The following is a 23,065-nucleotide window of genomic DNA, read 5'->3' on the forward strand; positions in this document are numbered from 1 at the left end:
CGGGCGTCCATCAACGCGGGCGCTGCACCGTGATCGCCTTGCCCGCATAGGTCACCGTTGCATCGGCGGTATCGGCGTCGGTCACGGGCTTGCCGGGCGTGATCCAGCGCACGTTGATCGTGCGGGACGTCGCCATGCCCTTGAAGCCCTTGCCCTCGCGCGCACCGAGCGACAGCGTGCCCGCTGCATCGTCATACCGCATCGGAATGCGCGCAAACGCACCGCCGCGATATTGCTCGCTGCGACCGTCATCCTCGTACAGGCTGAACTGCCCGCTGGCGCCGGTATAGACGGTCACCGTCACGGGTGCGTCGGGCAGGTCATCGACATGCTGGCGGACAGGCCCCATCGGCACGATCGCCCCCGCCTTCACGAACAGCGGCATGCGCGTATAGAGCGCGGGCGCTGTGATCGTCTGGCCGCCGCGATACGTCTGGCCGGACTGGAAATCGTACCAGAGCGTCGCGGCGCCGGGCAGATACACCAACCGCGAGCGTGCCTTGTAGTCGGTGACCGGCGCGACCAGGAACGCATGGCCGAACATATACTGGTCGTTGATCCGGCGCGCCTTCACGTCGTCGGGATAATCCATCACCATTCCCCGCATGATGCTGCCGTCCTTGAACCACGTCTCGGCGGCGAGCGTGTAGATATACGGCATCAGACGATAGCGCAGCTGATCATACCAGAGCATCGAGGCGCGCATCGGCGTGCCCTCGGGCGCAATCTCGTAAATCTCGCGGTACGGGCTCTCGCCATGGCTGCGGAACAACGGGCTGAACGCACCGAACTGGAACCAGCGCAGGTTGAGCTCGCGCCACTCGTCGAGATCGGCCGGCTTCGGCGTCTTGCTCGCATAGCGATCCTCGAGCGCGAAGCCGCCGATGTCGTGGGTCCAATTGGGGATGCCGGACATCGACGCATTGACGCCGGCGGACACCTGCGCGCGCAGGTCATACCAGCGGCTGGCGACATCGCCCGACCAGATTGCGGCCCCCTCGCGCTGCAATCCGCCAAAGCCCGAACGGGTCAGGATGAACGGCCGGACATCGGGCTTGTACTGGCGCCAGCCGTCATAAACCGCGCCGACATGAACCAGCGGGAAGCTGTTGAAGTATTCCTCCGCCGGCCCGCGCGCGGTCGGCCCCATCGCCGCGATCCGCTCGGGGATGGACAGGTTCGAATGGATGTCCGGCTCCGACGCATCGAGCCACCAGGCATCGATGCCGAACTTGGCGAGGCTGTCGCGCATCTGCCGCCAGAAGATCGTCCGCGCCTCGGGCGCATAGGGATCATAGTCGGTATTGGCATAGCCGGGCCCGACCCAGTCCTTGTTCGCCATCTTCAGATTGCCGTCATAGGTGAAACCCTTGGCCGCCAGCTCCTTGTAATTGTCCGTGGTCGGATAGAATTTCGGCCAGACGGAGATCATGAAGTTCGCGTTCAAATCGTGGAGCTGGTCGACCATCTTCTGCGGCTCCGGGAAGCGCGTCTTGTCGAACTGATGGCTGCCCCAGGCGTTTTCGGGCCAATAGAACCAGTCCTGGACGATGTTGTCGAGCGGGATGCGGAGGTCGCGATACCTGCGGACCACGTCGACGACCTCGTCCTGCGTGTTGTAGCGCTGGCGCGACTGCCAGAAGCCATAGGCCCATTTGGGCATCATGACGGCCTTGCCGGTCAGCTTGCGATAGCCCGCAATCACGTCGTCCATATCGCTGCCGGGCACGTACCAATAATTGACCGACCGCGCGACGTCGCTGGTGAACCAGGCCGAGTGGCGATCGGCCTGGGGCAGCGGATCATTGTGGAGCAGCGCGATATATCCAGCGTTCGGATCCCATTCGATGCGGATCTCCGCCGCCTTGCCCCTGGTCATCGGCAGGTCGAAATTGGCGTACCAGGGATTCCAGTTCTGCCGCCAGCGGTTGAGCACCTCGCGCCCGTCGACGAACACCTTGAAATAGCTCGAGCCATAGAGCTGGAATTTGTGATTGCCCGTCTGGTCGGGCGTCACGCGGCCGGTCCATACGACCCGCTGCGTCTGGGCCGCATTGCCGGCCGTGTTCTGGCCGCCGGTTGCCGCCACCGTGCGGGCTTTGGCCGCCTCGGGCCAGTTCGCCTGATCCTTGATATACTGATAGTTGATCGTGGCTTCCTGGCGCGTCACCGCCAGCTTGCCGTCGAGATAATAGTTCGCGGTGAAGCCCGGCTTGCCGTTGCTCGTCACGCGCAGGCCCGTGTCGGTTCCCGCGCCGACCAGGTCATACGGCTTGGGATTGCCGAACCGGGTGATCCCGTCATTGTCCCACAGGATGCCGTACTTGCCGGTCGAAACCAGAAAGGGGACGGCGATGTCCATGTTGTGCTGCGCGAGTTCGACGTCCTCGCCGTTATAATCCATCTGCGCGTTCTGATGCTGGCCGAGCCCGTAAAAGGCCTCGCTGGTACCGCGGTTGAACTGCTGCGACGCCGTGACATATTGCCGTCCGTCGACCGTCTTCGGCAGGAAGCGGCGCGTATTGGCCTCGTCGAGCACCGTCTTGCCGGTGGCGTCGAGGAACCGGACATGCCCGGTCGCGAGGTCGACGTCCGCCGTATCCCGCGCCGTCTTGATGAGGATATGCCCTGCCCGCTCCGTCACCGTATACGCGCCAGCCTTTGGGGGGCTTGGCACCATCAGGCTCGTGGTGCGGGTCGCGCCGATCGAACTCGCCGGGGCTGCGACGACGTGGATGATCCCGTCGCCGTGCACCGTGACCTCGACGCGCGCGGTCGCGCCGCTTGCGGGGGTCACGGCAACGCCGCCGTCGATCTTCTCGTACCCGCCGGGTGCAGCGGCGTGCGCGGAGGCGATCGCGCTGCTCGCCAGCAACAGGGTCAGGAATGGCTTGGTCATTTTACTCTCCAGCAGTGCCGACGCCGCCAGCGGCGCGTCGATCGGTAATGTTTCAGCGATATGCGCCCATCGTGACGCGAAGCAGCACGGGCTCGATCAGGTTGATCCCGTAGTCGGTCTGATCGCCGTTCCAGATCCGGTCGCGCACCCAGACACCGTCCCGAAAATGCCCCTCCTCGACGCGCAGGACGAGGCCGTTTGCAGGCCCCCCCGGTCGCGCGCCGAAGTTTAGACGGACATGGTCGCCGGCGACCAGGAAGACATTGGCGGACAAGTGCGCGATCGCCGCGCCGCCAACGGGCTCGTTGCCCCATGGCGCGGGCTCGGTCTTGATCCAGGTCCAGTCCTTCTGACCGAACTGCCATTCGCCCCAGGTCGCAGCGATCGTCCAGTCGCCCATCACGGTCGACCGGGGCGTATTGTCGTCGGGTTTGAAGACGCCCCAGGTCGGACGCTCGAACGCGATCTTCGCCCACTCGCGCGCCATGCCGGCGAACAGGGCATAGGGCTTGGCGATCGCATCGAGCGTCGCCTCGTCCAGAGACCGGGCGCCGAGCGGATAGTTGACGTAGCCGGTATCATCCATCCCGAACGGCGCGTAGCCGATCGCGCCACGACCCAGCGCACCGTACAGATAGCGCGCGAATTCGCGGGCATTGCCGATTTCGGGGACCATCAGCGCATTGTCGGCCCGCGCATATTTATCGAGATATTGCGCGACGTTCTCGCTCGCACGGTCATAGATGTCTGGCGCGGCGAAATCGATCGACGGCGCTGCCGCCTTCCAGATGTCGAGCACGTCCTGCTGCGGCCCGCCACTGGCGACGCCGGTCGGATCGGGCACGTTGGATGGTCCGGCGAGCGATGCGTTGACGTACATTGGGATCGGCTTGACGGCCTTGCCCGCCGCGGCGATCTCGTCGACATATCGTGCCGTGTACCAGGTGTTGAAGGCACGGTCGGCCTGCGCGCCGAACAGCGCGGTCCAGCTTCCGGCGGGCTTGCCGAGCTTGCGCGTCAGCGCCGCGGGCACGGGCTTCGCGAACAGCGCGTCCGCCGCCGGGCTATAGTCGCGCGGGACGCGGTAGCTGCCAACCTCGTTTTCGGGCTGGACGAGGATGACCGTATTCTGCGGATCATGCTCCTTGAGATAACCGATCAGGCGTACAAAGGCGCGCTTGTCGGCCTCGAGCGTCGACCGGGCGAGCGGCGTATGGACGGAATGATCCTGCCCCGCCTTGTCCTTCATCCGGGGAAAGCGGCGATTGTCGAGCTTGACCCAGTCGGGCGTGTACCCCGGCGCGGTGTTCTTCCACGTTCCGAACCAGAGCAGGACGACGCGCCTGTCATGCGTGCGCGCCTCATCGAGCAGCGTCTGGACGAACGAGAAATCGAACTGCCCCTCGATCGGTTCGATCTGTTGCCAGGCAACGGGGACCTCGACGGTGTTCGCATGGATCCGCTCGAGCATCGGCCAGACCTTCGGCAGCGCGGAGGCGTAGTTGCTCGAATTGTTGACCTGCGCTCCGAGCATCAGGAAGGGCGCGCCGTCGACGATCAGCGCATGTCGGCCGTTCTTCGTCTCGACATGCGGCACCGGCGTCGCCTGTTGCGCATGTGCGGCGGTCACCAGCGCGGACATCGTCCACGCAAGCAGCAAAGCCTGTCGTTTCATCGTCATCCCCTCAGCTCTTCTTGTTCCGGGCGACCGGATCGCCATAGACGACGCCGCGGCCGTCGGTGCCGATATAGACGCGGCCAAAGATCCGCGGATCGCCGCTGATCACGCGGAAGCGCAGTCCCCATTGATGCCGGTCGTCGTTGATCCGCTGCCACGTCGTCGCGCCGTCGATCGATCGCCACACCGCATCCTGTCCGACCTGTCGACCGATCGCGTAGAGTGCCGGCCAGCGGGCGCCGGCTGCCGCCTTGCCCAGACCGAATTGCGCGACGCGCAACCCTGCCCCGACCCGCGTCCACCGCGTGCCTCCATCGTCCGAGCGATACAGGTCGCCGCCGAGGTTGAGCCACAGCAGGCCCGCCGTGCCCGGCGTCGCGAGCAGCGGGCTCTGCGCCTCCCGGTTGCGGCCCTGCGCCATCGAAAGGTCGGCGGGGAGGCCCTGTGCAGCGACCGGCAGGAAATGCGCGCCGCCGTCCGTGCTGCGCAAGACGCGGTTGTTCAGCGTGTCGACGACGTAGAAGCGGGATGGATCGACCTTGTCGGCGACCGGCCGCAGCCCCGCCGGAAGACCCTGGATCCGGACCCAGGTCTGCCCGCGATCGCGCGTCAGGACTGGCTGTTCCGTCTCGACGATAAACGCCGCACCGTCTGCCGACACGATGATCGGCGCATCGCCGGTCCGTTCGGACGCGCCCCTGCCCGGCGTGACGAGCGGTTGCCAGCTCCGGGCCCCATCCGGCGACCAGGCCAGGCTCGCGCCAGCGACCTCGCGACTATGGCTGCTGCCACTGCGGACGACCACCGCCGGCGCCAGTCCCGCATAATCGAGCGTGTTCGTGTTGGTCAGATAGGGGTTACGGTGGCTGTTGGGCGGTGAAACCGTCAGATCGTCGTGACGGAACCCCGCAATATCGCCGAACCCCGAGATCAACGGTGCGCCCCCCGTCGGGCTGATCAGCGTGATGATCGCGGTCTGCTCGATACCCCGTGTCCAGGGCTTCCACGGCATGGCACCGGGTCGGTCGAAAGCGCGTGTCTCGTACAGCGTCGCGCCGGTCACATAAGCGGCGTGGTCCGGGTCGAACGGATCGATCGCAAGCCCGGCGATCCAGTGCCCGAAATCCGCCGGGCCGTCGAACGCGAGGAACGGAGTCTGCGTCACATCGCGGGTGCTGCGCTGGTAGAGCTGGTCCCAATGTGCGCCCGCGTCGCTCGATCGCCACACGGTGTCGACGGGGCGATAGCGATTGACGGTACTGACGGCGATGACGCGCGGATCCTGCGCCGACACCGCCACGCCCATATAGCCTCCCGCCGGCGCATCCGGGCGCTTGTCGGGGGTCACGTCGGTCCAGACATTGATCGCTGGATCGTACCGCCAGACGCCGCCTCGGGTGATTCCATTTGGCCCGATTCCGTTCGAACAGGTCATCGTTACGACACCGTCCGTACCAAGTACGGCCTTCACGGCACGCATGCTCTCATCGGGTCCGCCCGATACCTGGCGCCACGACCCACCACCGTCATCGGACCGGAACAGATGCGCGCCCGGGTCCGCCCGGCCGACGAAGATCCGCCCGCGATGCGCACGATCGAACAGGACGAAACTCAGCCCGCCATGCGTTGCGCGGGGCTGGACCGGTTTGCCGAGCCCCCCAACCAGAAAGCTGTCGACCTTTCGCCAATGCGCACCCGAATCGTCGCTTCGCCAAAGGCCGTCATGGCGTGACCCGAACATCAGCGTCGCCGGGTGATGCGGGTCGATCGCAAGCCGCTCGCCAAGGCCGCGGCCATCCTCGTTGCCGCCCATCGCAAACGGTACCGGCGTGATCCGCCACCGCGCGCCACGGTCGTCCGATCGCCAGATCCCCGCTTCGCCACGCGCCGACATGCCCGCCGCGAGATACACGATATCCGCATCGACCGGATCCGCGGCAATGCTTTCGATCCCCATATAGCTGCTGACGGCATTGCCGTCCTGCAACGGCAGCCAGGCACGCGCGGCCGCGTCCCAGCGATAGGCTCCGCCCATGTCGGTACGCAGATAGGCGAGCCCACGCTCGACGGTGCTGAAGATGATGCCGGGCGCGAAGCCGCCGCCACCGACCCGGACGTTGCGCCACGCATAGGGCGCGCGAGCCGGAGAAACCTCGGCGTGCGACGCTGCGGGACGGGGATGCGCCGACAGGGCGAGCAACGCGATCGCGCTCGTCAAGACCACCCTCTTCCCCACCAGTCCCGTCCCCTCTAGCCTCGCAACCGATAAGCTCCGGTCGCGTAGCGCCGCTGTATTGCCTGATCCGATAGCGGTAACAAGGTTTGTATGATAATTTGCGGTAATTATATAATTGCGCCGGTCGAGGGCGACGTAGGACACAGGAAAGGATCCACCGCATGGCGATGAAACACTGGCTCTTGCCAATGATACTTGGTGTGTTGCCAATCACCGTCGCCGCGCAGACGAGTGACGCAGACACGCCCTATGCCAGCGATCCGGTGGGTATCGTCGCCGACCCCTGCCCGCAGCATCCGGCACCGGCCGATGCAGCCGGCTGGGCAACATGGAAACGGCATATGTTGACCCGCGATTTTGGCCAGCTGTGCCGTTACGCGGCGGATAATCGCGCGCTCGCCGGCGAGACGGTCCGCGTCGTGTTCATGGGCGATTCGATCACCGACAACTGGATCCATGCCGACGCGGCATTGTTTTCGAACGGCGTGGTCGATCGCGGGATCAGCGGGCAGACGACCCCGCAGATGCTCGTCCGGTTTCGCAGCGATGTCATCGCGCTCAAACCGCGGGCAGTCCACATCATGGCCGGCACCAACGACATCGCCGGCAACACCGGCGCCGCAACGATCGAGACGGTCGAAGGCAATATCCGGAGCATGGCCGAACTCGCGCGCGCGCACGGGATCAAGGTGATCCTCGCCTCGGTTCCCCCCGCCGCCGCCTTTCCCTGGAGCCCCGACAAACGCCCGGTCCCGCAGATCGCCGCGCTCAACGACTGGCTACGCGGCTATGCCAAAGCCAATGGCTTCACCTATGTCGATTATCACGCCGCACTTTCGACGCCGGCGGGGGCGATGAAGCCCGGCTACGCAACCGACGGCGTCCACCCGACCCCGCAGGGCTATGCCGTCATGCGCCCCCTCGCGACCGCGGCGATCGCCAAAGCGCTCGGCAGGTGACATTCCGAATTTCCGGTCCCAGCGCACGCAACCCGGCCTGAGGTTCACCGCGGCGAACCTCAGGCCGGCCAAGTGCGCGTGTCATGATCTAGCAAATGATGCGATGCAGAGGCTTTCCATCCTCAGCGCCACTCCAGTGCTGGCACCAAATCAGGCGTCCGGGCTTTGGAACTGCTTACATCGGAATGACGCGCTGAGCCGTCGCGCTCGCGGTTTCGAGAAGCACTTCCACCGCTGCATCGCTGATACGCCTAGCCGTTTCGAGCGCGGCGGCTGGGGTAAGCACAAAGTCCACGTCTGCAGGGCCGCGTACATGGACGACAGACCCTTTTGGGCTAGCATCACTCGGCTCATTGCCTGACGTCATACCTGGGTTTTCCGCGGGTTTGTTCGTCACCCAATCCCTTGCCTGGACGATCGACGTAAAAATCCGTGTATTTGGGTCGGAAATGCGCCCGGCTTGCAGATCTGCAAATCCCAACGACGACACCACGGCGGTTCTATCCGCGTTGAGATGTCCAAGTCGCGCAACCATTGCGCGCAGCGCCTCGGTGACAAGAAGATCCCTGGGCACCGTGGCTCTGATTTCGATAATCAGCGATGTCGGCCGCCCCGAGACCAGAAGCCGTTTCAGCTCTTGCCGAAATGCCGGCTCAAACGTCGCCACCGTCGCGGCTGTCCAAACGCCTTTCTGGATGACCGTCAGAAGCGGTATCGCAGGCTCCAGATCGAAACGGAACATTGGTCACTCCCCCAGATAAGCGGGAGCACTCCAGCGTCTCTCAGCCAACGGGACGCCGTTGATGGTAGCTTTCGTAGACTTAAGTTAGGAAGTTCGCACCAACAATCTATATCCTTCGAGCCAGTTGCCCCCCAGCCGCCCCCGTTCCGCCTCATACGGCGGGAGAGCTTCCCGACTGGTCCGGTAATCCAAAGCGCACCCGGAAGGCCCGCAGCGGAAAGCCTGGATGCCCAGAGCCGCAATATTTCAAGGGAACAATGTCCACATGGCTAAAATCTATCTCGCGTTTCTTGCGTTGGCAATGTCCGGTTTAAATGAGCTCGTCTGACGGCGGCAAAAGCAAAAATTGGTCACTTTTTAGGCCTTCTACTTTTCTGACTACCTTACGGACTAAGGACGCTAAACCGGGATATCTTTTATTGAAAGACATCGGCCTATAGATACTCAACGAAGTCGCAGCTTAGCTAACTCGCAAGGATATTTTATAGAACGGATTTAGCGCCTCGTTGATCAATTCCGATCAGGCGTGTCTGTTGTCGGGTCCATAAGCCGCGCCCTCGCTGGACCGGTACGCATCGGATGCATATATTCACCATGCGCCAGCTTCTGATCGGATGAAGCCATGGTCTTGTTGACCCTATCTCATCTCGTGAATGTTATCGTTGTGACGGTCATTCCAGCGTTGATCGCGCGCGACGTGCCCGCGATGACGACGTGCTACGGCGCCGACAGTGCTGCACGACGTATCCTTGCATGCCTTTACGCGACCATCGCAATGGCCAGCGCCGTCGCGCTGATCGGCGAGGCTTCGGGCAATACGACGTTGTCGATCGCTATCGCCGGCGTCTTGTTTCCGATGCAGATTATTTACAAGCTGATGACCATACCGGCGGTCAGTTGGCGCAATCCGGTGGTAAAGAGCAACCTGGCCATCGCGCTGCTGCACACGGCAACCTTAGCTGCGATTTGGCATGAGCGCTTCTTGGACGCGCGAGGAGAATAGCATTTCAAACGGCAGTTGCCAGGATCGTCGCCGGGCGCCTGACCGCAAACATGTCAGGCCATCAGCAGCTTCGCCTTTCTGTACGTTAGTCTGATGTTTGCCGAGGGAGGAAAGTGGAACGGCGGCTTTCCGGACGGCGGCCGGCAATAGCCGACATCGCGGTGATGCCTCTTCAAAAAAGATACAATATTGAGAAAGCCTTAGCAACGAGGCGCAGTTAGCGGCTCTCTAGCTCGCCCTCGAAGTCATTATGGTCGAAGCGCGGGTGCGGTTCCTTACGCCCCACTCGCACAGGGGCAGCAGAGCCTCGATCAGCGTCATGCCGAACGGCGTGACGGTGTAATCGACCTTGGGCGGCACTTCGCCATAATCGTGACGAACCACTACGCCTGCCGAAGCGAGTTCACGCAATTGCTGGATCAGCACCTTTTCGCTGATGCCGGCAACCGCCCGCTTGAGATCGCCGAACCGCCTCGGACCCGACCGGAGATGATACAGGATCAGCGGCTTCCATTTGCCGCCCATGATGGCCAGCGCGACATCGAGGCCACAGTCACTTGCAGGGTCAGATCGGGGAACGTTCATCAAGCCTCTTTGACACTTACCTTCAGGTAGGTTCTACCCGCAGTACCAGTGCCGGTCCATATCTCGGAAACGTGCGCGACGGGATCGATCGTCTTTTCCGTCGCCACAATGGAGCTTGGACATGACCGACACCCCGACCATCCTGATCTATGCAACATATCGCATCCAGCTCAGCGACGTGGAGGCGTTCCGGGACATCGCTTCGCGCATGGCGAGCGCAGCCAGGCTGCGGGACGGCTGTGTATTTCTCGACGTTACGGAGGAAGTAGGTGCCGCCGGCACGTTCCGCCTGATTGAAGCCTGGCGAGATCAGGCGGCGTTGAACGCGCACCTCATCCACGCCCGATTTTCAAGCGGTATTCGAAGAAGCCGGGAAACTCGGCATCATCGACCGTCAGGCGGACGCCTATTCGATTTCGGGCAGAGCGGCGCTTGATATGCCGTCCTGACCGGAAAGAACGCGGCATCCGCGTGAACGTTGTCTCGGCCGGGAGGAAGATGATGTGATCAAGGGGGTACCACTCGAGCGCTTGGAGCGGCTTGAAGAGGTCGCGAGTGCCCTCCTGTTCGTAGCGTCGAGCGAGAGCGGCTTCGTCGCGGGCCATGAGCTCTTCGTGGATGGCGGGGGCGCGGCGGTCTTACCGGAATTCATCCTACTGAACGATCGTCCGCGCTCTGGAATGCGACGGCCCACCGGGGCCTCCGGTTGGGGGCGTTACGCACCATATCTTTGGTAGCGTGCGCGAAAAATCGGGGGCTTCCCGCGGCGCGACCTCGGCTGGACGGACGAGGCCAGCACTGCGGCAAGGGTGCCACGCGAGACTTGGGAATTCTCCACAACGAGATTACGCGGCAGGCCCCGCCCCCACGGCGAGGCCTGCCGGGGATCAGAACTGCCCGCGGATACCCAGGCTGATACGACTGCCCGAAGATTCGTAGATCGCCGGAAAGGACGGATCCATCGTGTAGCCGGTGGTCTTCGCATTGCCGACGTTGATGCCCTGCAGCTCGACACGGACGTTGCGCGTCATCTGGTAGCTGGCGGCAACGTCGAACTGGCCATAGGCATCGCGGTAGACCGGATACATGTTTCGCTCGATCCGCTCCACATAGGCACCCTTGCGGTTGTACGAGACGCGCAGCGACAGCGGTCCCTTGTCGTAGAAGACCGTGGCATTGTAGGTCTTGTCGGCAAGGCCGATCGGCGAGGTATCGATGCCGAGGTCGGACTGCCCCGTCAGCGAACTGTCGAGGAAGGTGGCGTTGGCGTTGACGCCGAAGCCGTCCGCCCAGTCCGCAATCATGCCGAACGGGATCACCGCGTTCACCTCGACGCCGCTGACCTTGTACGCGCCCTTGGCGTTGACGGGCTGGTAGACGTCGAAGTCATAGACGCCGTTGACCGTGCCGTTGGCGTTGTAGACCGTCACGCCGGCTACCTCACCGGTCAGCTGGCTCTGCACCACACCCTTGATCTTCTTCCAGAAATAGGACGCCGCCAGAATACCGCCGCGCGGGAGATATTGCTCGAGGCCGACTTCCCACTGATCGGCAAGCGTAGGCTTCAGGCCGGGATTGCCGTCGGTGTACCGGAAATTGCCGATGCTCGCGATCCGCTTGTACGCCAGATCGGTCAACGCCGGGCGGATCAGCGTCTTTGACGCGGCAGCGCGCAGGAACAGGCTGTCGGTCAGCTCGGCATGCGCGTTGAACGAGGGCAGGAACTTCTCATATTTGCCGTCGCTTGACACCGGCGCGGGGGTCAGGCCGATCGAGCCGCTCGGGTTCTGGACCTGCTGGAACCCTTCCGAATTGATCGTGGTGCGCAGATAGCGGCCACCCAGATTGACGAACAGCGGCACGGCCACGTCGAATTCGAAATCGACCATCGCATAGCCGGCGATCGTCTCTTCCTTGACCTTGTAATAGTTCGCATCGCTGAACGGCGTGACGAACCCGTCGGGCCGGAAGAAGTCGCGCGCATAGGCGTTCGAGACCTGCGCCCAGCTCAGGTCGCGTGCCTGGTAGTTTTTCCCGCCGACGATGTCGGTGACGGTCTCAAGCGGGCTGTCGCCCAGCTTGCGGGTGTTGACATAGGCGGTGCTGCCGCGGGTCGGGCCCTGGATCTTCTCCTCGCCATATTGACGCTCGTTGGTCTTGTCGGTGTAGCGACCACCAAAATTGAAGCGCTTGAGCACCGACGATTCGAACTGATAGCTCAGATCGATCTGAGCGGCATATTTGTCGTCCTTGATCTGTTCGCGCGTGGTCTCATAGGCTTCGAACAGATACGAATTCGGCGCATCGTACATGTCGATCGTCTTCGGATTGCCGCTCGGGATCGTTTCGCCGCCATTCTCGGTATAGCGCGTGCGCGAGGGCGCGTAGGCGACGTGCTTCAGATTCGCATAGTCGAGCGTCTTCCTGGCGCCGGAATAGCCACCCAGTGCATTGATCTTCCAGTTGCCCGTCGTCCAGTTCATCTCCCCGCCGAACTGCCGATAGTCGGTCTCGTTGATATATTCCTTGCTCAGGAATTCATGCTGCGTGTTGGTGTAGGAGACGTCGCGCAGCACGACGATGCCGCTATCCGCGAGCGTCTTGGCATCAAATTCGTGGATCGTCTCGAGCGTCGAATTGCTCGATGCCGAATAGCCGGCAGCGTCATATTCGTCCTCGGTCGTGTCGTATGATCCGAGAAAGGCGTCGAACGCCAGGCTGAAATCGTCACTCGGCTTGTACTGCACCGAGCCCGACAGCCCGAGGCGGTCCTGATCGTTCTGATAGACGCGGTCGCCGACCTTATCGAGGAAGACGATTCTGTTCTTGTCAGCGTTGGTGAAAGCAATGCCGGCGTCGCGCTGCAGCACGGCGATCGCCTGGTTGCGGTAGACGGTGCCGGTACGATCGGTCCAGCGCGCGATAGGGCGGAAGTTGATACCCGAGTTGGAATCGGTGCGATTGGTGCGCTGCTGCTTGGCGACCGAAACCAGCACGCCGAAGTCGCCAAAGGTCTTGCTGGCGAGAAACGAGAAGTTGGGATCGATCTTTTCGGAGATCGAATTATACGCGCCATCAACGCTGCCGACCACGCGAAGCCCGGGGTTGTCGAACGGCCGCGCGGTTCGGATCAGCACGGAGCCGGCGATGCCGCCCTCCTCGTCCGCCGCCACCGGCGACTTCTGCACGGTGACCGACTGGATCAGTTCGGACGCGAAGATGTCGAACTCGACGTCGCGGCCGCCCGAGCCCGAGGCGGTCGCCAGCTTGTTGATGGACACGAAGGTGAATTCGCTCGGCAGGCCGCGGACGTTGACGCGCGTGCCGAGGCCGCGTTCGCGTTCGATCGTCACGCCGGGCACGCGCTGCAGCGCTTCGGAGAGATTCTGCTCGGGGAAGTCGGCGATATCGGTGGCGATGATCGAGTCCGAAAAGCCGATCGTGTTGCGCTTCATGTCGATCGCTTCTTCGAGGCTGCGGCGATACCCCGAGACGAGGATCTCGTCGCCCGTATCGGCCTCCTGACTGACGGGCGCCGCTACGGTTTGGGCAGCGGCCGGTGCCACGGACAGTGCTGCGGTCGCGGCTCCCAGGAGCAGGGACGCCATGCGGTCGACATGCTTCAAACTACGGATCATTGTTCGGTTTCCCCCGGTGCTGATATGCCAGTGACACCTCGCGAGGTGATCGCTGGACGTGCGACGTCGCGCCCCGAACGTGTTCCGTTCGAGATCATGACAGATTTCATTTAATGGAACGGCAGTCCGCCTGCGGTGATACGTTGGCTTTAGCGCACGCGACGACTATTGATCGGGCAGACCAGACAATTCTTCATGCCGTCGCGTTGCAGCAGCAAGCGTACGCGTCGCCCGAGTTTATCGCTTACATCGGCTTGTCAAAATGACGAACGCCAGCAATTAGCCAAGATCTAAAAGATCGCGCCCCCAGTTACCGCATCTAGCTCCAGGCTGAATGCGGTAAACTTGTGACGTGCATGTTACGATGCGGCATGACTTGATCGTCACGACGATGGCTGTGGCATATATTCGGATCAGCACGGCCGATGGCTGGACGTGATTTTCGCGACAGGGCCCGAGGCTCCGGAAAGCATTTCCATACCACTAGGTGTTTGAAAACACCGCGCCTGTCATTCTGGTGCCATCAAACGCAGCTAGGGACAGCGCTTGCAGTAGAGGGTATTCCCGATGTCCAGCGCTACCTCGCTCGTTCCCCATCAAATCGTCGATTGCATGTCGACGGGCCGGTCCCCGACCGCAGCGGACCTGGACAATGTCGCTGCGCGGATGTGGCGCGAAGGCGCGCGTGACCGTTCGGCATTCTCTTGGGGCGAGCTTTCGCCCACAGCTGCCGATCGCATCGTAGCAATGCGGGCCGCGGTCCTCGCGTTGGAGGGCAGCGGTCTACGCTGAACCGCGCCCGTGCGATGCTCCGGATCGACGACGCGTAGCCTCACGTTGCGTGCAGCGTCTCGAAGAAGCGCAACAGGGCGGCATCGATTGACGATGCCCCGTTTTCGACCAACCGTGAGTCCATGCGGACCTTGGCTGCCATCCCCGTCGTGCTTTGCGTCGCGACGGATACATGCGTCACCAGACGCCCGATCAGGTCGAGGTCTGTAGCAGTTCCATCCACGTTCCGGCTGATGGCCTGGCCGCTCTGCGCCTGTTCGCCAATGCTCGACGCGAGATCATCGGTGCCGCGAGCCATATCCTCGACCATCGCGCGAATGTGCAACAGGCCGGCATAGGCTGCCCCGGTGCCGCGTTGCATGCCAGCTATCTGCTCCGCAATCTCACCCGTCGCTTCCGCGGTCTGCGCGGCCAGAGATTTCACGGCGTCGGCAACGACGGCAAACCCCTTTCCTGCCTCGCCGACACGGGCCGCCTCCATGGCGGCGTTCAACGCGAGGAGCTTGGTTCGTGCAGCAATGGTCCTGATGACTCCGACGATTGCACCAATTGCGCGGGCGTCATTCTGGACGTCCGTCATATCCTGTGCGAGCTGAGCCGCGCAGTCCGCAACCTCTGCGCTGAGATCGGCAGACAGACGTGTACTCTGGCTGGACTGACGGATCGCGCCCATAAACTGGGTCGTTGCCGCGGCAATATCCGTCGCGCCGTCGATCGCTCGCCTGACGGCTACGCCGACACTACCAAGCTCGCGGGTCGCGTCGGTCGAATGATCCTCGAGTTCGCCCGATGTCGTGGACAATTGTCCGGCTGCTCCGCGAAGCTCGGCAAGCACGTTCGCTATCTCGCCTTCCAACGTGGTTGCGGCCTGTCGGACGATGCGGTCACGTTCCGCCTCGGCTGTCTGTGCCGTGCGCCGCGCATCTTCGATCTGACGTTCGCGGTGAACCTCTGCCAACCGCTGCCGGCCATTATCGGCTTCCAACCGTCCGCGCTCCACGACCGAGGCCCGAAAGACTTCGATCGCGCGTGACATCCGACCGATCTCATCGGTTCGTTCTGCATGCGGCGTGCGACCTTCTGCATTCCCGCCGGCGATCACCGCCAATGCGTGTTCGATGTCCAGCAACGGGCGGACAATGGTCCGTTGGACGATCACCACCGTGCCGTATGCGGACAGTGCGAACAGGATGATGCCTGCCGCGACACTGATTGCGACCTCTTGCCGCTCCAGATCATGGGCGTTGCGGAACAGACGCTCGACTTCGTCTTCCTGGGACGCGATGAGGGTATCGGCGATCTTGGATGCCATCCGTTCGTTGGGACGGACGTCATTGCGAAAGACGGTCCAAGCCCGATCCTGGCGATTCCTCGTGGCGTTGTCAGCCATGATCGCCAACTGACGTAATACGATAATCTGACTGGCGATATATGGGCTCCGTGCACTCAACCCCGCGATGGGGTTTCGCACCAGCTGGGCAAGCTGCGTCCGCATCTGGATGGACCGTTTCGCAAATTTCCCATGGATAATCGCAAGTGCGCGGGGATCGCGTTCGAGCAGCAGGTTCAGCGCGTCACGCTGCAAAGAGCGGCTGATCGACCGCACCTCGATCAGGTTGATCCGAACGGTCTGGCCGGCATTCGCCGCATCGCGCGCCGTCTGAACACGCTCTCTGGTACCGTGCCCGATCAGGCCCAGTAGGCACACCAGCCCCAGCATGATGGCGACGGGTACCATCAGCCGTGCGACCATGCTCCGCGACCAGAGTCTTAACGTTCGATTTGTCATAGGCGGCCGCTACGGCGCGCATCTTAACTCTGTGTGACAGATGCTGAACAACGCAGGTCTGAAAGACCTGTTGTCAAAAAAAGCGATGACGCCTGCCGTGAAGCAGCAAGCAGTCGCGCATCTCCGGACGGTGCTGAGGATGAGCGAGCGGCGGGCGTATGCTGTCGTCGAAGCGGATCGCACGAGAATGCGCTATCGCTCGTGCCGGGGGATGAAGGCGACCGGCGGTCGCGTCACAAGCGCGCGCTCGCGGCCGCTACGCTTGCGCACCGTCACCCGCTCCTCGCGATACAACCGATACACCTTTTTCAAGTTCATGCCTGTCCTCTCGCGCCTGAGCAGGATCGCCAGCCGCCGGTAGCCGAACCGACGACGCTCGTTCGCGATCTCGCGCATCCGGACGCGGGCAGCATCGTCCTGCCCGCGAAGCGGCTCATAATGCCATGCCGACCGATTGACCCCGATCAGCCCGCAGGCACGCCCCTCGGAGAAACCGTGGTCAGCCATCAGCTTCTCCACTGAAGCGTAGCGCTCCGCAGACCGGATCGGTTTTTTCCCAGCAGATCCTTCAGCCGGCGGTTCTTGTCCTCAAGCGCCCGCAACCGCGCCGTCTCCGACACGGTCATCCCGCCGTATTTCGCCTTCCAGTTGTAGAACGTCGCATCACTAATCCCGTGCTGCCGGCACAACTCGGCAGTTTTCACGCCGGCCTTATACTCGCGCAGCACGCCAATGATCTAATCCCCGGTAAATCGGCCTCGCCGCATCACTCGTCTCCATCTGACGAGCAAATTTACCAAGGGCATGATTCTGGGGAGCAGATCAGACCTCGTCGCATTTGCCAAAAAACGACGACAGCCGCGAAGCTTTCCCGCGGTGTCGAGCAGGCCGAGGTAGCGTTAGATGCTGGCATCGACCTGCTCTATCCGGCGCCGGATCGTGACCGGCGTGAAATTACGGTCGCGCGCATTCACCCCGCGAAAGCGGCTCCCGTTCACCGCGACCGTGCCGCCCGCAATGAGGCCGAGCTGCCGACACAGGCCGCCTGGATCGCAGCTCATGTTCGCGTCGAAAGTCGGCGACGGTCTTGATATCCGGTGCGAGCTTGCCCGTCACCCACATCAGCTCGACGTTGCGGCCCGCCTCGCGCTCCAGGCGTCGGCTCGACGGAATCTGATTTAGATAGCCGTAGACGTAGAGCTTGAGCAACGTCGCCGGATGATAGCCTGGCCGACCCGTCGCAGCGGCGCCGGCAAACCCCAGCGTCGCCAGATCCAGTTCGTCGACGAACACATCGACGATGCGCACGGTGCTGTCTTCCGTAACTAATCGTGCACGCAGGGCGGCAGAAAAAGCTGCTCCCGGCGGTCACACCCCTCGATGAAACGACCCATCCGACGTCTCCAGATGACGCAGCCAAGCATAGCCTAACAAGACGTTTTCACACTGCCTCGGTGGTAAGCGTGCGGTCGCTTTTGAGTGACTATCGTCGCAAGTGGACCTTCGTTCAGGCGGTCGGGTAAGGGGCCAACCGGCCGCTTTCTGGTCGGACGCGGACCGTCCTGTTCCGGCACGAAGAGCAACGTTTCTGCCGCGTGTTCATGCTCGCGAGGGTGAGCGGAATTGGCTTATCGTCTCGCGCTGAATTCTGGAAATGTGAACGGGGCGTCAGCCCGTGTGACCGCTGAGGACTGCTCATCCAGGACTGGATCGTAACATGCGAAGTTGCGATTGAACCATTTCCGGCCGGACAGACACTAAGGGGCGAACAGGAGGACCGGAGTGACAGGGGTCGGGTCTGCGGCGCCGCGCGCCAAGGACGGACACGGTATCGGCGAGGCCGCGCTGATCGATCGCATCCGTGCGCGCGATCGGCGGGCGTTCGAGATGCTCTATCGCGCGTGGGACGCCCGATTGTCACGCTTCCTCCTCAATTTGTTACGCCGCCCGCATCTCGTGGAGGAGGTGCGGAACGATACCATGATGGTCGTGTGGAACCGGATCGGAGGCTTTAATGGCGAGAGCCGGCTGTCGACGTGGATGTTCGGAATTGCCTATCGCCAGGGCCTCGCGGCGCTGCGCAAGCTGGACGAGCCGGTCGATGACGACCGCTCGGAAGCACGCGCCAGCGACGCGGCGACACCCGAGGAGAACAGCCGGGCGGTCCGCGTGAAGCTGGCGCTGGCCGAAGCCATCGAAGGCTTGTCCGTGTCGCACCGTGCCGTCGTCAACCTGACCTATTACCAGGACTTCAGCTACCGCGAGATTGCCGAAATCATGGATTGCCCCGTCGATACCGTGAAGACGCGGATGTTTCACGCCCGCCGCCACCTCAAGCAAAGCCTTCCCGGCGATCTGTCGGACTGGCTCTAGAACAGGACAATGACCCAGATCCTTCCCTTCCCCACCGACCGGCATGCCGAGGTGCACCTGCTGCTGCCCTGGTACGTCACCGGGCAGCTGGATGCCGTGGAGACCGCGTTCGTCGCTGAGCATCTCGCCGAGTGCGGCGCGTGCCGCGCGGATCTGGTGCAGGAGCGGCATCTGGCGGATGCGGTCGCGCGGGATACGGGTGAAACCGGCGATAGCTGGGCGGCGATGGCGGCGCGGCTCGACGCGACGAGCACCGTGTCGGTCGCGACGGCCGCGCCGCGACACCGCATACGCGATCCGTTGCGCACAGTACGTCGCGCCGTCATGCGCCCCCGGACGCTACGCTGGGTGGTCGCAGCGCAATTCGTCGCCGTACTCGCGCTCGGCGCGCAGACGCTGACGCAGCGATCCGATGGGCGGCCGGGCGCGTATCATGTGCTGGGCGACGCGGGTGCAACACGCAGCGGCAATGTGCTGGCGATGTTTCGGCCCGAGGCGAGCGAGGCGGCGTTCCGTCGGGCGCTCCAGGCAAGCGGCGCGAGACTGGTCGACGGGCCGACCGCGTCCGGCGCCTATGTCCTCGCAGTACCGGGCGGCGCGGGCGGCGCGGCGCTTGCACGGCTGCGGCGCGACGCGGACGTGACGATGGCGGAACCGATCGAACAGGCGCCCGCGAAATGAATCGCGCGCTTTTGCTCCTCGCGCTCGCGATCACGGCCACCCCGTCGATGGCGACCGCGCAACGCCCGGCAGGCGCGGCGGCCGCACCATCGCCGAGCCCCGACGCGATGGCGGATCGCCGCATCCTGGTGATGCTCAGGCTCGCCCCGGAGCACTATCGCCCGGGCACCGACTATGGCGGCGGCTACGGTGATCCGACGAGCGCACAGGCGCGACGCCGGCTGGCGGCGCGGATCGCGCGCAAGGAAGGGTTGCGGCTGGAGACCGGCTGGCCGATGCCGATCCTTGGGATCGACTGCATGGTGATGATCGTCCCCGAAGGCCGATCACTCGAGGGAACCGCCGAGCGGATTTCGCACCTGTCAGGCGTCGCCTGGTCACAGCCGCTGCACCGCTACGCGACGCAGGGCCAGGCGCCGGCCTTTTACAATGATCGCCTGTTCCGTGCCCAGCCCGCGACGCGCGGCTGGCAGCTCGCGGCGCTTCACCGGATGGCGACCGGCAACGGCATCACGGTGGCGATCATCGACAGCGGGATCGATGCCGGCCACCCCGATCTTCGCGGGCAATTGATGATCAATCGCGATTTTGTTGCCGATGCCGCGACCGTGGGGGCGGAAACCCATGGGACCGGCGTCGCAGGAATCATCGGCGCGCGGGCGAACAACGCGGTCGGGATTGCAGGGATTGCGCCTGGTGCGCGCCTCATGGGGCTGCGCGCATGCTGGCAACCCGGCGGCACCGCAGGAACGATCTGCGACACGCTGAGCCTCGCCAAGGCGCTGACCTTCGCGATCGAGCGCAAGGCGCGCGTCGTCAATCTCAGCCTGACAGGGCCGTTCGATCAGCTGCTCGCCCGGCTCGTCCAGGTCGGCATCGCGCGCGGCGTCGCGTTCGTCGCGGCGGTCGATCCGGAGACGGGCTCGGGCTTCCCGGCGGCGCTGCCCGGCGTTGTCGCGGTCGCAGACGATGGAGTGGCGGGAACGCGAACCGGGGTTTACATTGCCCCCGGGCGGGACGTGCCGACCACGGAGCCGGGCGGTCGATGGTATCTGGTCAGTGGAAATTCCTATGCGGCAGCACATGTCAGCGGGCTGATGGCGCTCATGCAGGAATTGCGCCCCGGCAAGACGGGCCAGTCTTTTGTGTCCGCGCGCAGCGGCGGCGGCGTCATTGATGCGTGCGACACGCTCCAACATTTGGCGCGGTCCGGCAGCGCGCGCTGTTCCGTGCCGAATTAGGCGGCGGCGCGCGCGCGGTCTGCACGGTCTTGCAATATGCTCGATCGGCCTCGTCCCCGTGCCTGCGATGGCGCAAACCGGGTTCGAGATTTCCGTCGCATCGGATGACCGCTTTCGCGGACAGACGGTCAGCGGCGATCGACCGATCGGCACCGCGACGCTGGCCTATGACGATGTCCGTGGGCTTTATGCCGGTATTTCGGCGACGGTCGTTGCGACGCGAGACAGCGGCGTCCGGCCGCACCGTTCGGTACAGTATGTCGGTTACGCCAGACGTCTCAGCGGCGCGCTGACCTTCGACATCGGCATCACCAATCGGGTCTATAGCCGGTTCTTTACCGGCGACTATGCACGCCATTTGACCGAAGCCTATGTCGGACTGATCGGGCGGCGCGTGCAGTCGCATCTCTACCTGACGCCCGATTATGACGGCCGCGGCGGCGAAGCGGCCTATGTGGACGTCAACGCGACGCTGGTCGAGCACGGCCCCTGGTCCCTGGCGGGCCATGGCGGGGTCCTGACGCCACCACGCGATCCCGGCAGGCCGCGATTCATCGAGCTCGACTGGCGACTGGGTGTCGCGCGCCGGTTCGATAGACTCGCCATCACCGTGCAATGGGCAGGCAATGGCCCAAACCATGACAGCGGACGCTGGCAGAGCGGTCTCATCCTTGGTGCGCGACGCAGTTTCTAAAAAAGTTCCAATGGTTTGAACCGTTTTTTGCGCGCGCGACACTAACGCATGTCACCGCCTGCAGCGGTGATGGGATGCGGTCGGAACAACCTTCGAGCGACGCAAGAACGCCCAATTTCGACAGGATCCGACACACCGAAACCCGCCGCGGAGTCTTGCTGCGCGGCATGTCAGGAGAAGAAGCATGAAGATCCAGACCGATCTACACGCCGGCAAACGCGGCGCCGATGATCCCGCCGGCCACATCCGTCGCGGTCGTGGCAGGGACGATCCCAAGCCGCACGCCTGACCCGCTGCGGTTGCGATCTCAGATGATCGTTTCCAGACGAGATGGCCGGACTTGTTCCGGCCATCTCCGCGTCCGGTACGCAATCCCCCTTCTCGTCGCCAGCGTGCTCGGCATCGCGGCGGCCGCTGACGCAACGGACGTGCCCCCGACCTATGCCGAGGCACAGCGCGTCGCGAGCCCGCTGCCCTGGCGCACGGACTGGTGGACGATCTTCGGCTCGCCAGAGCTCGACGCGCTTGTCACGCGGGGCAATATCGATAACGCGGACATCGCGATCATCGCGGCGCGGCTTTCGATCGCACGGGCCGCCGTCCGCACGGCGTCCGCCGAACGTCTGCCGCGGGTTTCCGCGATCGCCGGCGTCACCGACCAGTCAGGCAATCTTGCCACCGCCAGCGGCGAAAACGGCCGTCTGTTTGAGCTTGGCCTCCGTGCGGCGTGGGAGCCCGACCTATTTGGCGGCCTTGGCAACGCCGCGCGCGCGGCGCGGCTGGATGCGCGCGCCGCAGAAGCGACATTGGCCGGTGCGCGGCTCGCGGTGCAGGCGGAGATTGCGCAGACCTATTTCGCGTTGCGCGCGCTCGATGGCGAGCGCGACGTCCTGGCCAGCGCGATCGACCGGGCGGCGCGGGCGCTGGCGATCGTTGCGGCGCAGGCCGCGCGCGGCAATGCCGCGGCGCGCGACGTCAATCGGCGACAGGTGGAACTTGCCATGCTGCGCGCCGACCTGCTCGCGCGCGACCGCGACCGCGCACTGACCCGGCATGCACTGGCACTGCTGGTCGGTGCCGCAGCAATCCCCGACCGTCACGCCGCACCGGAACTCCTCACGGTTCCCACGATCCCGGCCGGACTGCCGAGCGAGATGCTGCTGCGACGGCCGGACGTCGCGGCGGTCGCGGATGCGGTGGAGGCGGCGCGGTTGCGGCATCGGGCCGCGAAGACCGCGTGGTTTCCGGGCTTTGCGCTCACGGGCAATGGCGGGCAGGCCTCGCCGACGCTCGGCGAGCTCCTGTCCCAGACCGCGCAGACGTTCGGCTTCAACCTGATCCTTTCGCTGCCGATCTTCGACGGCGGCCGTACCGCCGCGCGCGTCCGCAGGGCGGCGGCCGAGGAGGAGTTGGCCCAGGCTCAGCAGCGCGACACCATCCTGCGCGCGTTTCGTGATGTGGAGGACCAGCTCGCAGCCACTCGACTGCTTGCGGCGGAGGAGGCGGTGGCGCGCGAAGCGGCAGATGCGAGCCTTCGCGGCGAGCAGCTGGCTGCCAGACGCCTCGCCCGCGGCTCGATCAGCCTGCTCGAGTCGCTCGACACAGCACGCACGGATCTTGGCGCGCAAACTCGGCTGGTCCGGCTTCATCATGCGCGGGCGATCGCCACCGTCGGCCTTGTCCGCGCGCTCGGCGGTGGATGGCGGACGACGTCTTCGCCGCCATCCACCCTCACTCCGGCGGGGCAGTGATCGC

Annotated in this window: 18 protein-coding genes and 2 pseudogenes; 10 read left to right on the forward strand and 10 right to left on the reverse strand. The window is 64.0% G+C overall.

Translation table 11 applies throughout. The annotated features are described in order from the left end of the window. Nucleotides 1–10 precede the first annotated feature (10 nt). Genes NEF64_RS12360 through NEF64_RS12370 form a run of 3 tightly spaced genes read right to left on the reverse strand, consistent with a single transcriptional unit; the run spans nucleotide 11 to nucleotide 6,795 of the window. Complete coding sequence (locus NEF64_RS12360; protein ID WP_056407569.1) at nucleotides 11–2,899, reverse strand: glycoside hydrolase family 31 protein; 2,889 nt, start codon at nucleotides 2,897–2,899, stop codon at nucleotides 11–13. Between the two features lie 52 nt (nucleotides 2,900–2,951). Next, nucleotides 2,952–4,574, reverse strand: coding sequence for a DUF5597 domain-containing protein (locus tag NEF64_RS12365; protein WP_056408642.1), 1,623 nt, complete (start codon nucleotides 4,572–4,574; stop codon nucleotides 2,952–2,954). Nucleotides 4,575–4,584: 10 nt separating this feature from the next. After that, on the reverse strand, nucleotides 4,585–6,795 hold the full coding sequence (locus NEF64_RS12370; protein WP_056408639.1) for a beta propeller repeat protein: 2,211 nt from the start codon (nucleotides 6,793–6,795) through the stop codon (nucleotides 4,585–4,587). Between the two features lie 206 nt (nucleotides 6,796–7,001). Here NEF64_RS12370 and NEF64_RS12375 point away from each other — a divergent pair, with 206 nt between their 5' ends. Next, a complete protein-coding gene (locus tag NEF64_RS12375; protein WP_235516484.1) occupies nucleotides 7,002–7,772 on the forward strand; it encodes an SGNH/GDSL hydrolase family protein in 771 nt (256 codons plus the stop codon). A gap of 175 nt (nucleotides 7,773–7,947) precedes the next feature. Here the strand turns inward: NEF64_RS12375 and NEF64_RS12380 are convergent, their stop codons facing one another. Next, a complete protein-coding gene (locus tag NEF64_RS12380) occupies nucleotides 7,948–8,514 on the reverse strand; it encodes a hypothetical protein (RefSeq protein ID WP_056407568.1) in 567 nt (188 codons plus the stop codon). A gap of 622 nt (nucleotides 8,515–9,136) precedes the next feature. Here NEF64_RS12380 and NEF64_RS12385 point away from each other — a divergent pair. Continuing rightward, complete coding sequence (locus tag NEF64_RS12385; RefSeq protein WP_056407565.1) at nucleotides 9,137–9,517, forward strand: hypothetical protein; 381 nt, start codon at nucleotides 9,137–9,139, stop codon at nucleotides 9,515–9,517. Nucleotides 9,518–9,745: 228 nt separating this feature from the next. Here the strand turns inward: NEF64_RS12385 and NEF64_RS12390 are convergent, their stop codons facing one another. Next, nucleotides 9,746–10,102, reverse strand: a complete 357-nt coding sequence (locus NEF64_RS12390; RefSeq protein WP_056407563.1) for a winged helix-turn-helix transcriptional regulator — start codon at nucleotides 10,100–10,102, stop codon at nucleotides 9,746–9,748. 121 nt (nucleotides 10,103–10,223) lie between these two features. On the opposite strand from NEF64_RS12390, the gene NEF64_RS12395 reads away from it, so the two are divergent. Continuing rightward, nucleotides 10,224–10,538 (forward strand): putative quinol monooxygenase, encoded by a 315-nt coding sequence (locus NEF64_RS12395; protein ID WP_252573792.1) that lies wholly within the window; start codon nucleotides 10,224–10,226, stop codon nucleotides 10,536–10,538. A 67-nt stretch (nucleotides 10,539–10,605) separates the two neighbouring features. Continuing rightward, the gene (locus NEF64_RS19375) at nucleotides 10,606–10,839 is read left to right on the forward strand and encodes an SDR family oxidoreductase (RefSeq protein WP_200912197.1); all 234 of its coding nucleotides are present in this window, start codon (nucleotides 10,606–10,608) and stop codon (nucleotides 10,837–10,839) included. A gap of 150 nt (nucleotides 10,840–10,989) precedes the next feature. Here the strand turns inward: NEF64_RS19375 and NEF64_RS12400 are convergent, their stop codons facing one another. Together NEF64_RS12400 and NEF64_RS12405 are read right to left on the reverse strand one after the other, a co-directional pair. Further along, nucleotides 10,990–13,740, reverse strand: a complete 2,751-nt coding sequence (locus NEF64_RS12400; protein WP_252573794.1) for a TonB-dependent receptor — start codon at nucleotides 13,738–13,740, stop codon at nucleotides 10,990–10,992. 832 nt (nucleotides 13,741–14,572) lie between these two features. After that, entirely contained in the window at nucleotides 14,573–16,285 is a 1,713-nt protein-coding gene (locus NEF64_RS12405) for a methyl-accepting chemotaxis protein (protein ID WP_056407557.1), read from the reverse strand. A gap of 76 nt (nucleotides 16,286–16,361) precedes the next feature. Here NEF64_RS12405 and NEF64_RS12410 point away from each other — a divergent pair. Continuing rightward, nucleotides 16,362–16,532, forward strand: a pseudogene (locus NEF64_RS12410) (IS3 family transposase); the annotation flags it as partial. On the opposite strand, the gene NEF64_RS12415 reads toward NEF64_RS12410, so the two are convergent. The 3 genes and pseudogenes from NEF64_RS12415 to NEF64_RS12425 form a co-directional block, all read right to left on the reverse strand. Beyond that, nucleotides 16,514–16,828: an IS3 family transposase gene (locus NEF64_RS12415; RefSeq protein WP_156360398.1), complete on the reverse strand. Its 315-nt coding sequence runs from the start codon at nucleotides 16,826–16,828 to the stop codon at nucleotides 16,514–16,516. The pseudogene NEF64_RS12410 and the gene NEF64_RS12415 overlap by 19 nt on opposite strands. Next, entirely contained in the window at nucleotides 16,828–17,049 is a 222-nt protein-coding gene (locus tag NEF64_RS12420) for a transposase (protein WP_159043665.1), read from the reverse strand. The genes NEF64_RS12415 and NEF64_RS12420 overlap by 1 nt, the downstream gene beginning before the upstream one ends. Nucleotides 17,050–17,223: 174 nt before the next feature. Next, nucleotides 17,224–17,715: pseudogene (locus NEF64_RS12425) on the reverse strand (transposase); the annotation flags it as partial. A gap of 388 nt (nucleotides 17,716–18,103) precedes the next feature. Between NEF64_RS12425 and NEF64_RS12430 the strand changes: the two are divergent. From NEF64_RS12430 to NEF64_RS12450, 5 genes are all read left to right on the forward strand, one after another. Beyond that, nucleotides 18,104–18,694 (forward strand): RNA polymerase sigma factor, encoded by a 591-nt coding sequence (locus NEF64_RS12430; RefSeq protein ID WP_235516432.1) that lies wholly within the window; start codon nucleotides 18,104–18,106, stop codon nucleotides 18,692–18,694. Between the two features lie 9 nt (nucleotides 18,695–18,703). Further along, the gene (locus NEF64_RS12435; RefSeq protein ID WP_252573796.1) at nucleotides 18,704–19,375 is read left to right on the forward strand and encodes a zf-HC2 domain-containing protein; all 672 of its coding nucleotides are present in this window, start codon (nucleotides 18,704–18,706) and stop codon (nucleotides 19,373–19,375) included. After that, a complete protein-coding gene (locus NEF64_RS12440; protein WP_056407550.1) occupies nucleotides 19,372–20,616 on the forward strand; it encodes a S8 family peptidase in 1,245 nt (414 codons plus the stop codon). Before NEF64_RS12435 ends, NEF64_RS12440 begins: the two co-directional genes overlap by 4 nt. Nucleotides 20,617–20,683: 67 nt before the next feature. After that, on the forward strand, nucleotides 20,684–21,310 hold the full coding sequence (locus NEF64_RS12445; protein WP_252574948.1) for a TorF family putative porin: 627 nt from the start codon (nucleotides 20,684–20,686) through the stop codon (nucleotides 21,308–21,310). 311 nt (nucleotides 21,311–21,621) lie between these two features. Then, nucleotides 21,622–23,061, forward strand: coding sequence for an efflux transporter outer membrane subunit (locus NEF64_RS12450; protein WP_056407546.1), 1,440 nt, complete (start codon nucleotides 21,622–21,624; stop codon nucleotides 23,059–23,061). Nucleotides 23,062–23,065: the final 4 nt, after the last annotated feature.

Origin of the sequence: Sphingomonas aerolata (genome assembly GCF_023935825.1) — a bacterium.
Lineage (GTDB): Bacteria > Pseudomonadota > Alphaproteobacteria > Sphingomonadales > Sphingomonadaceae > Sphingomonas > Sphingomonas aerolata.

What these genes read in the sequence shown, in the direction of transcription:
- NEF64_RS12360 (WP_056407569.1), bottom strand. Translation starts at nt 2,899, where the DNA reads ATGACCAAGCCATTCCTGACCCTGTTGCTGGCGAGCAGCGCGATCGCC.
- NEF64_RS12365 (WP_056408642.1), bottom strand. Translation starts at nt 4,574, where the DNA reads ATGAAACGACAGGCTTTGCTGCTTGCGTGGACGATGTCCGCGCTGGTG.
- NEF64_RS12375 (WP_235516484.1), top strand. Translation starts at nt 7,002, where the DNA reads ATGATACTTGGTGTGTTGCCAATCACCGTCGCCGCGCAGACGAGTGAC.
- NEF64_RS12380 (WP_056407568.1), bottom strand. Translation starts at nt 8,514, where the DNA reads ATGTTCCGTTTCGATCTGGAGCCTGCGATACCGCTTCTGACGGTCATC.
- NEF64_RS12385 (WP_056407565.1), top strand. Translation starts at nt 9,137, where the DNA reads ATGGTCTTGTTGACCCTATCTCATCTCGTGAATGTTATCGTTGTGACG.
- NEF64_RS12390 (WP_056407563.1), bottom strand. Translation starts at nt 10,102, where the DNA reads ATGAACGTTCCCCGATCTGACCCTGCAAGTGACTGTGGCCTCGATGTC.
- NEF64_RS12395 (WP_252573792.1), top strand. Translation starts at nt 10,224, where the DNA reads ATGACCGACACCCCGACCATCCTGATCTATGCAACATATCGCATCCAG.
- NEF64_RS12400 (WP_252573794.1), bottom strand. Translation starts at nt 13,740, where the DNA reads ATGATCCGTAGTTTGAAGCATGTCGACCGCATGGCGTCCCTGCTCCTG.
- NEF64_RS12405 (WP_056407557.1), bottom strand. Translation starts at nt 16,285, where the DNA reads ATGGTCGCACGGCTGATGGTACCCGTCGCCATCATGCTGGGGCTGGTG.
- NEF64_RS12415 (WP_156360398.1), bottom strand. Translation starts at nt 16,828, where the DNA reads ATGGCTGACCACGGTTTCTCCGAGGGGCGTGCCTGCGGGCTGATCGGG.
- NEF64_RS12435 (WP_252573796.1), top strand. Translation starts at nt 18,704, where the DNA reads ATGACCCAGATCCTTCCCTTCCCCACCGACCGGCATGCCGAGGTGCAC.
- NEF64_RS12440 (WP_056407550.1), top strand. Translation starts at nt 19,372, where the DNA reads ATGAATCGCGCGCTTTTGCTCCTCGCGCTCGCGATCACGGCCACCCCG.
- NEF64_RS12445 (WP_252574948.1), top strand. Translation starts at nt 20,684, where the DNA reads ATGGCGCAAACCGGGTTCGAGATTTCCGTCGCATCGGATGACCGCTTT.
- NEF64_RS12450 (WP_056407546.1), top strand. Translation starts at nt 21,622, where the DNA reads ATGATCGTTTCCAGACGAGATGGCCGGACTTGTTCCGGCCATCTCCGC.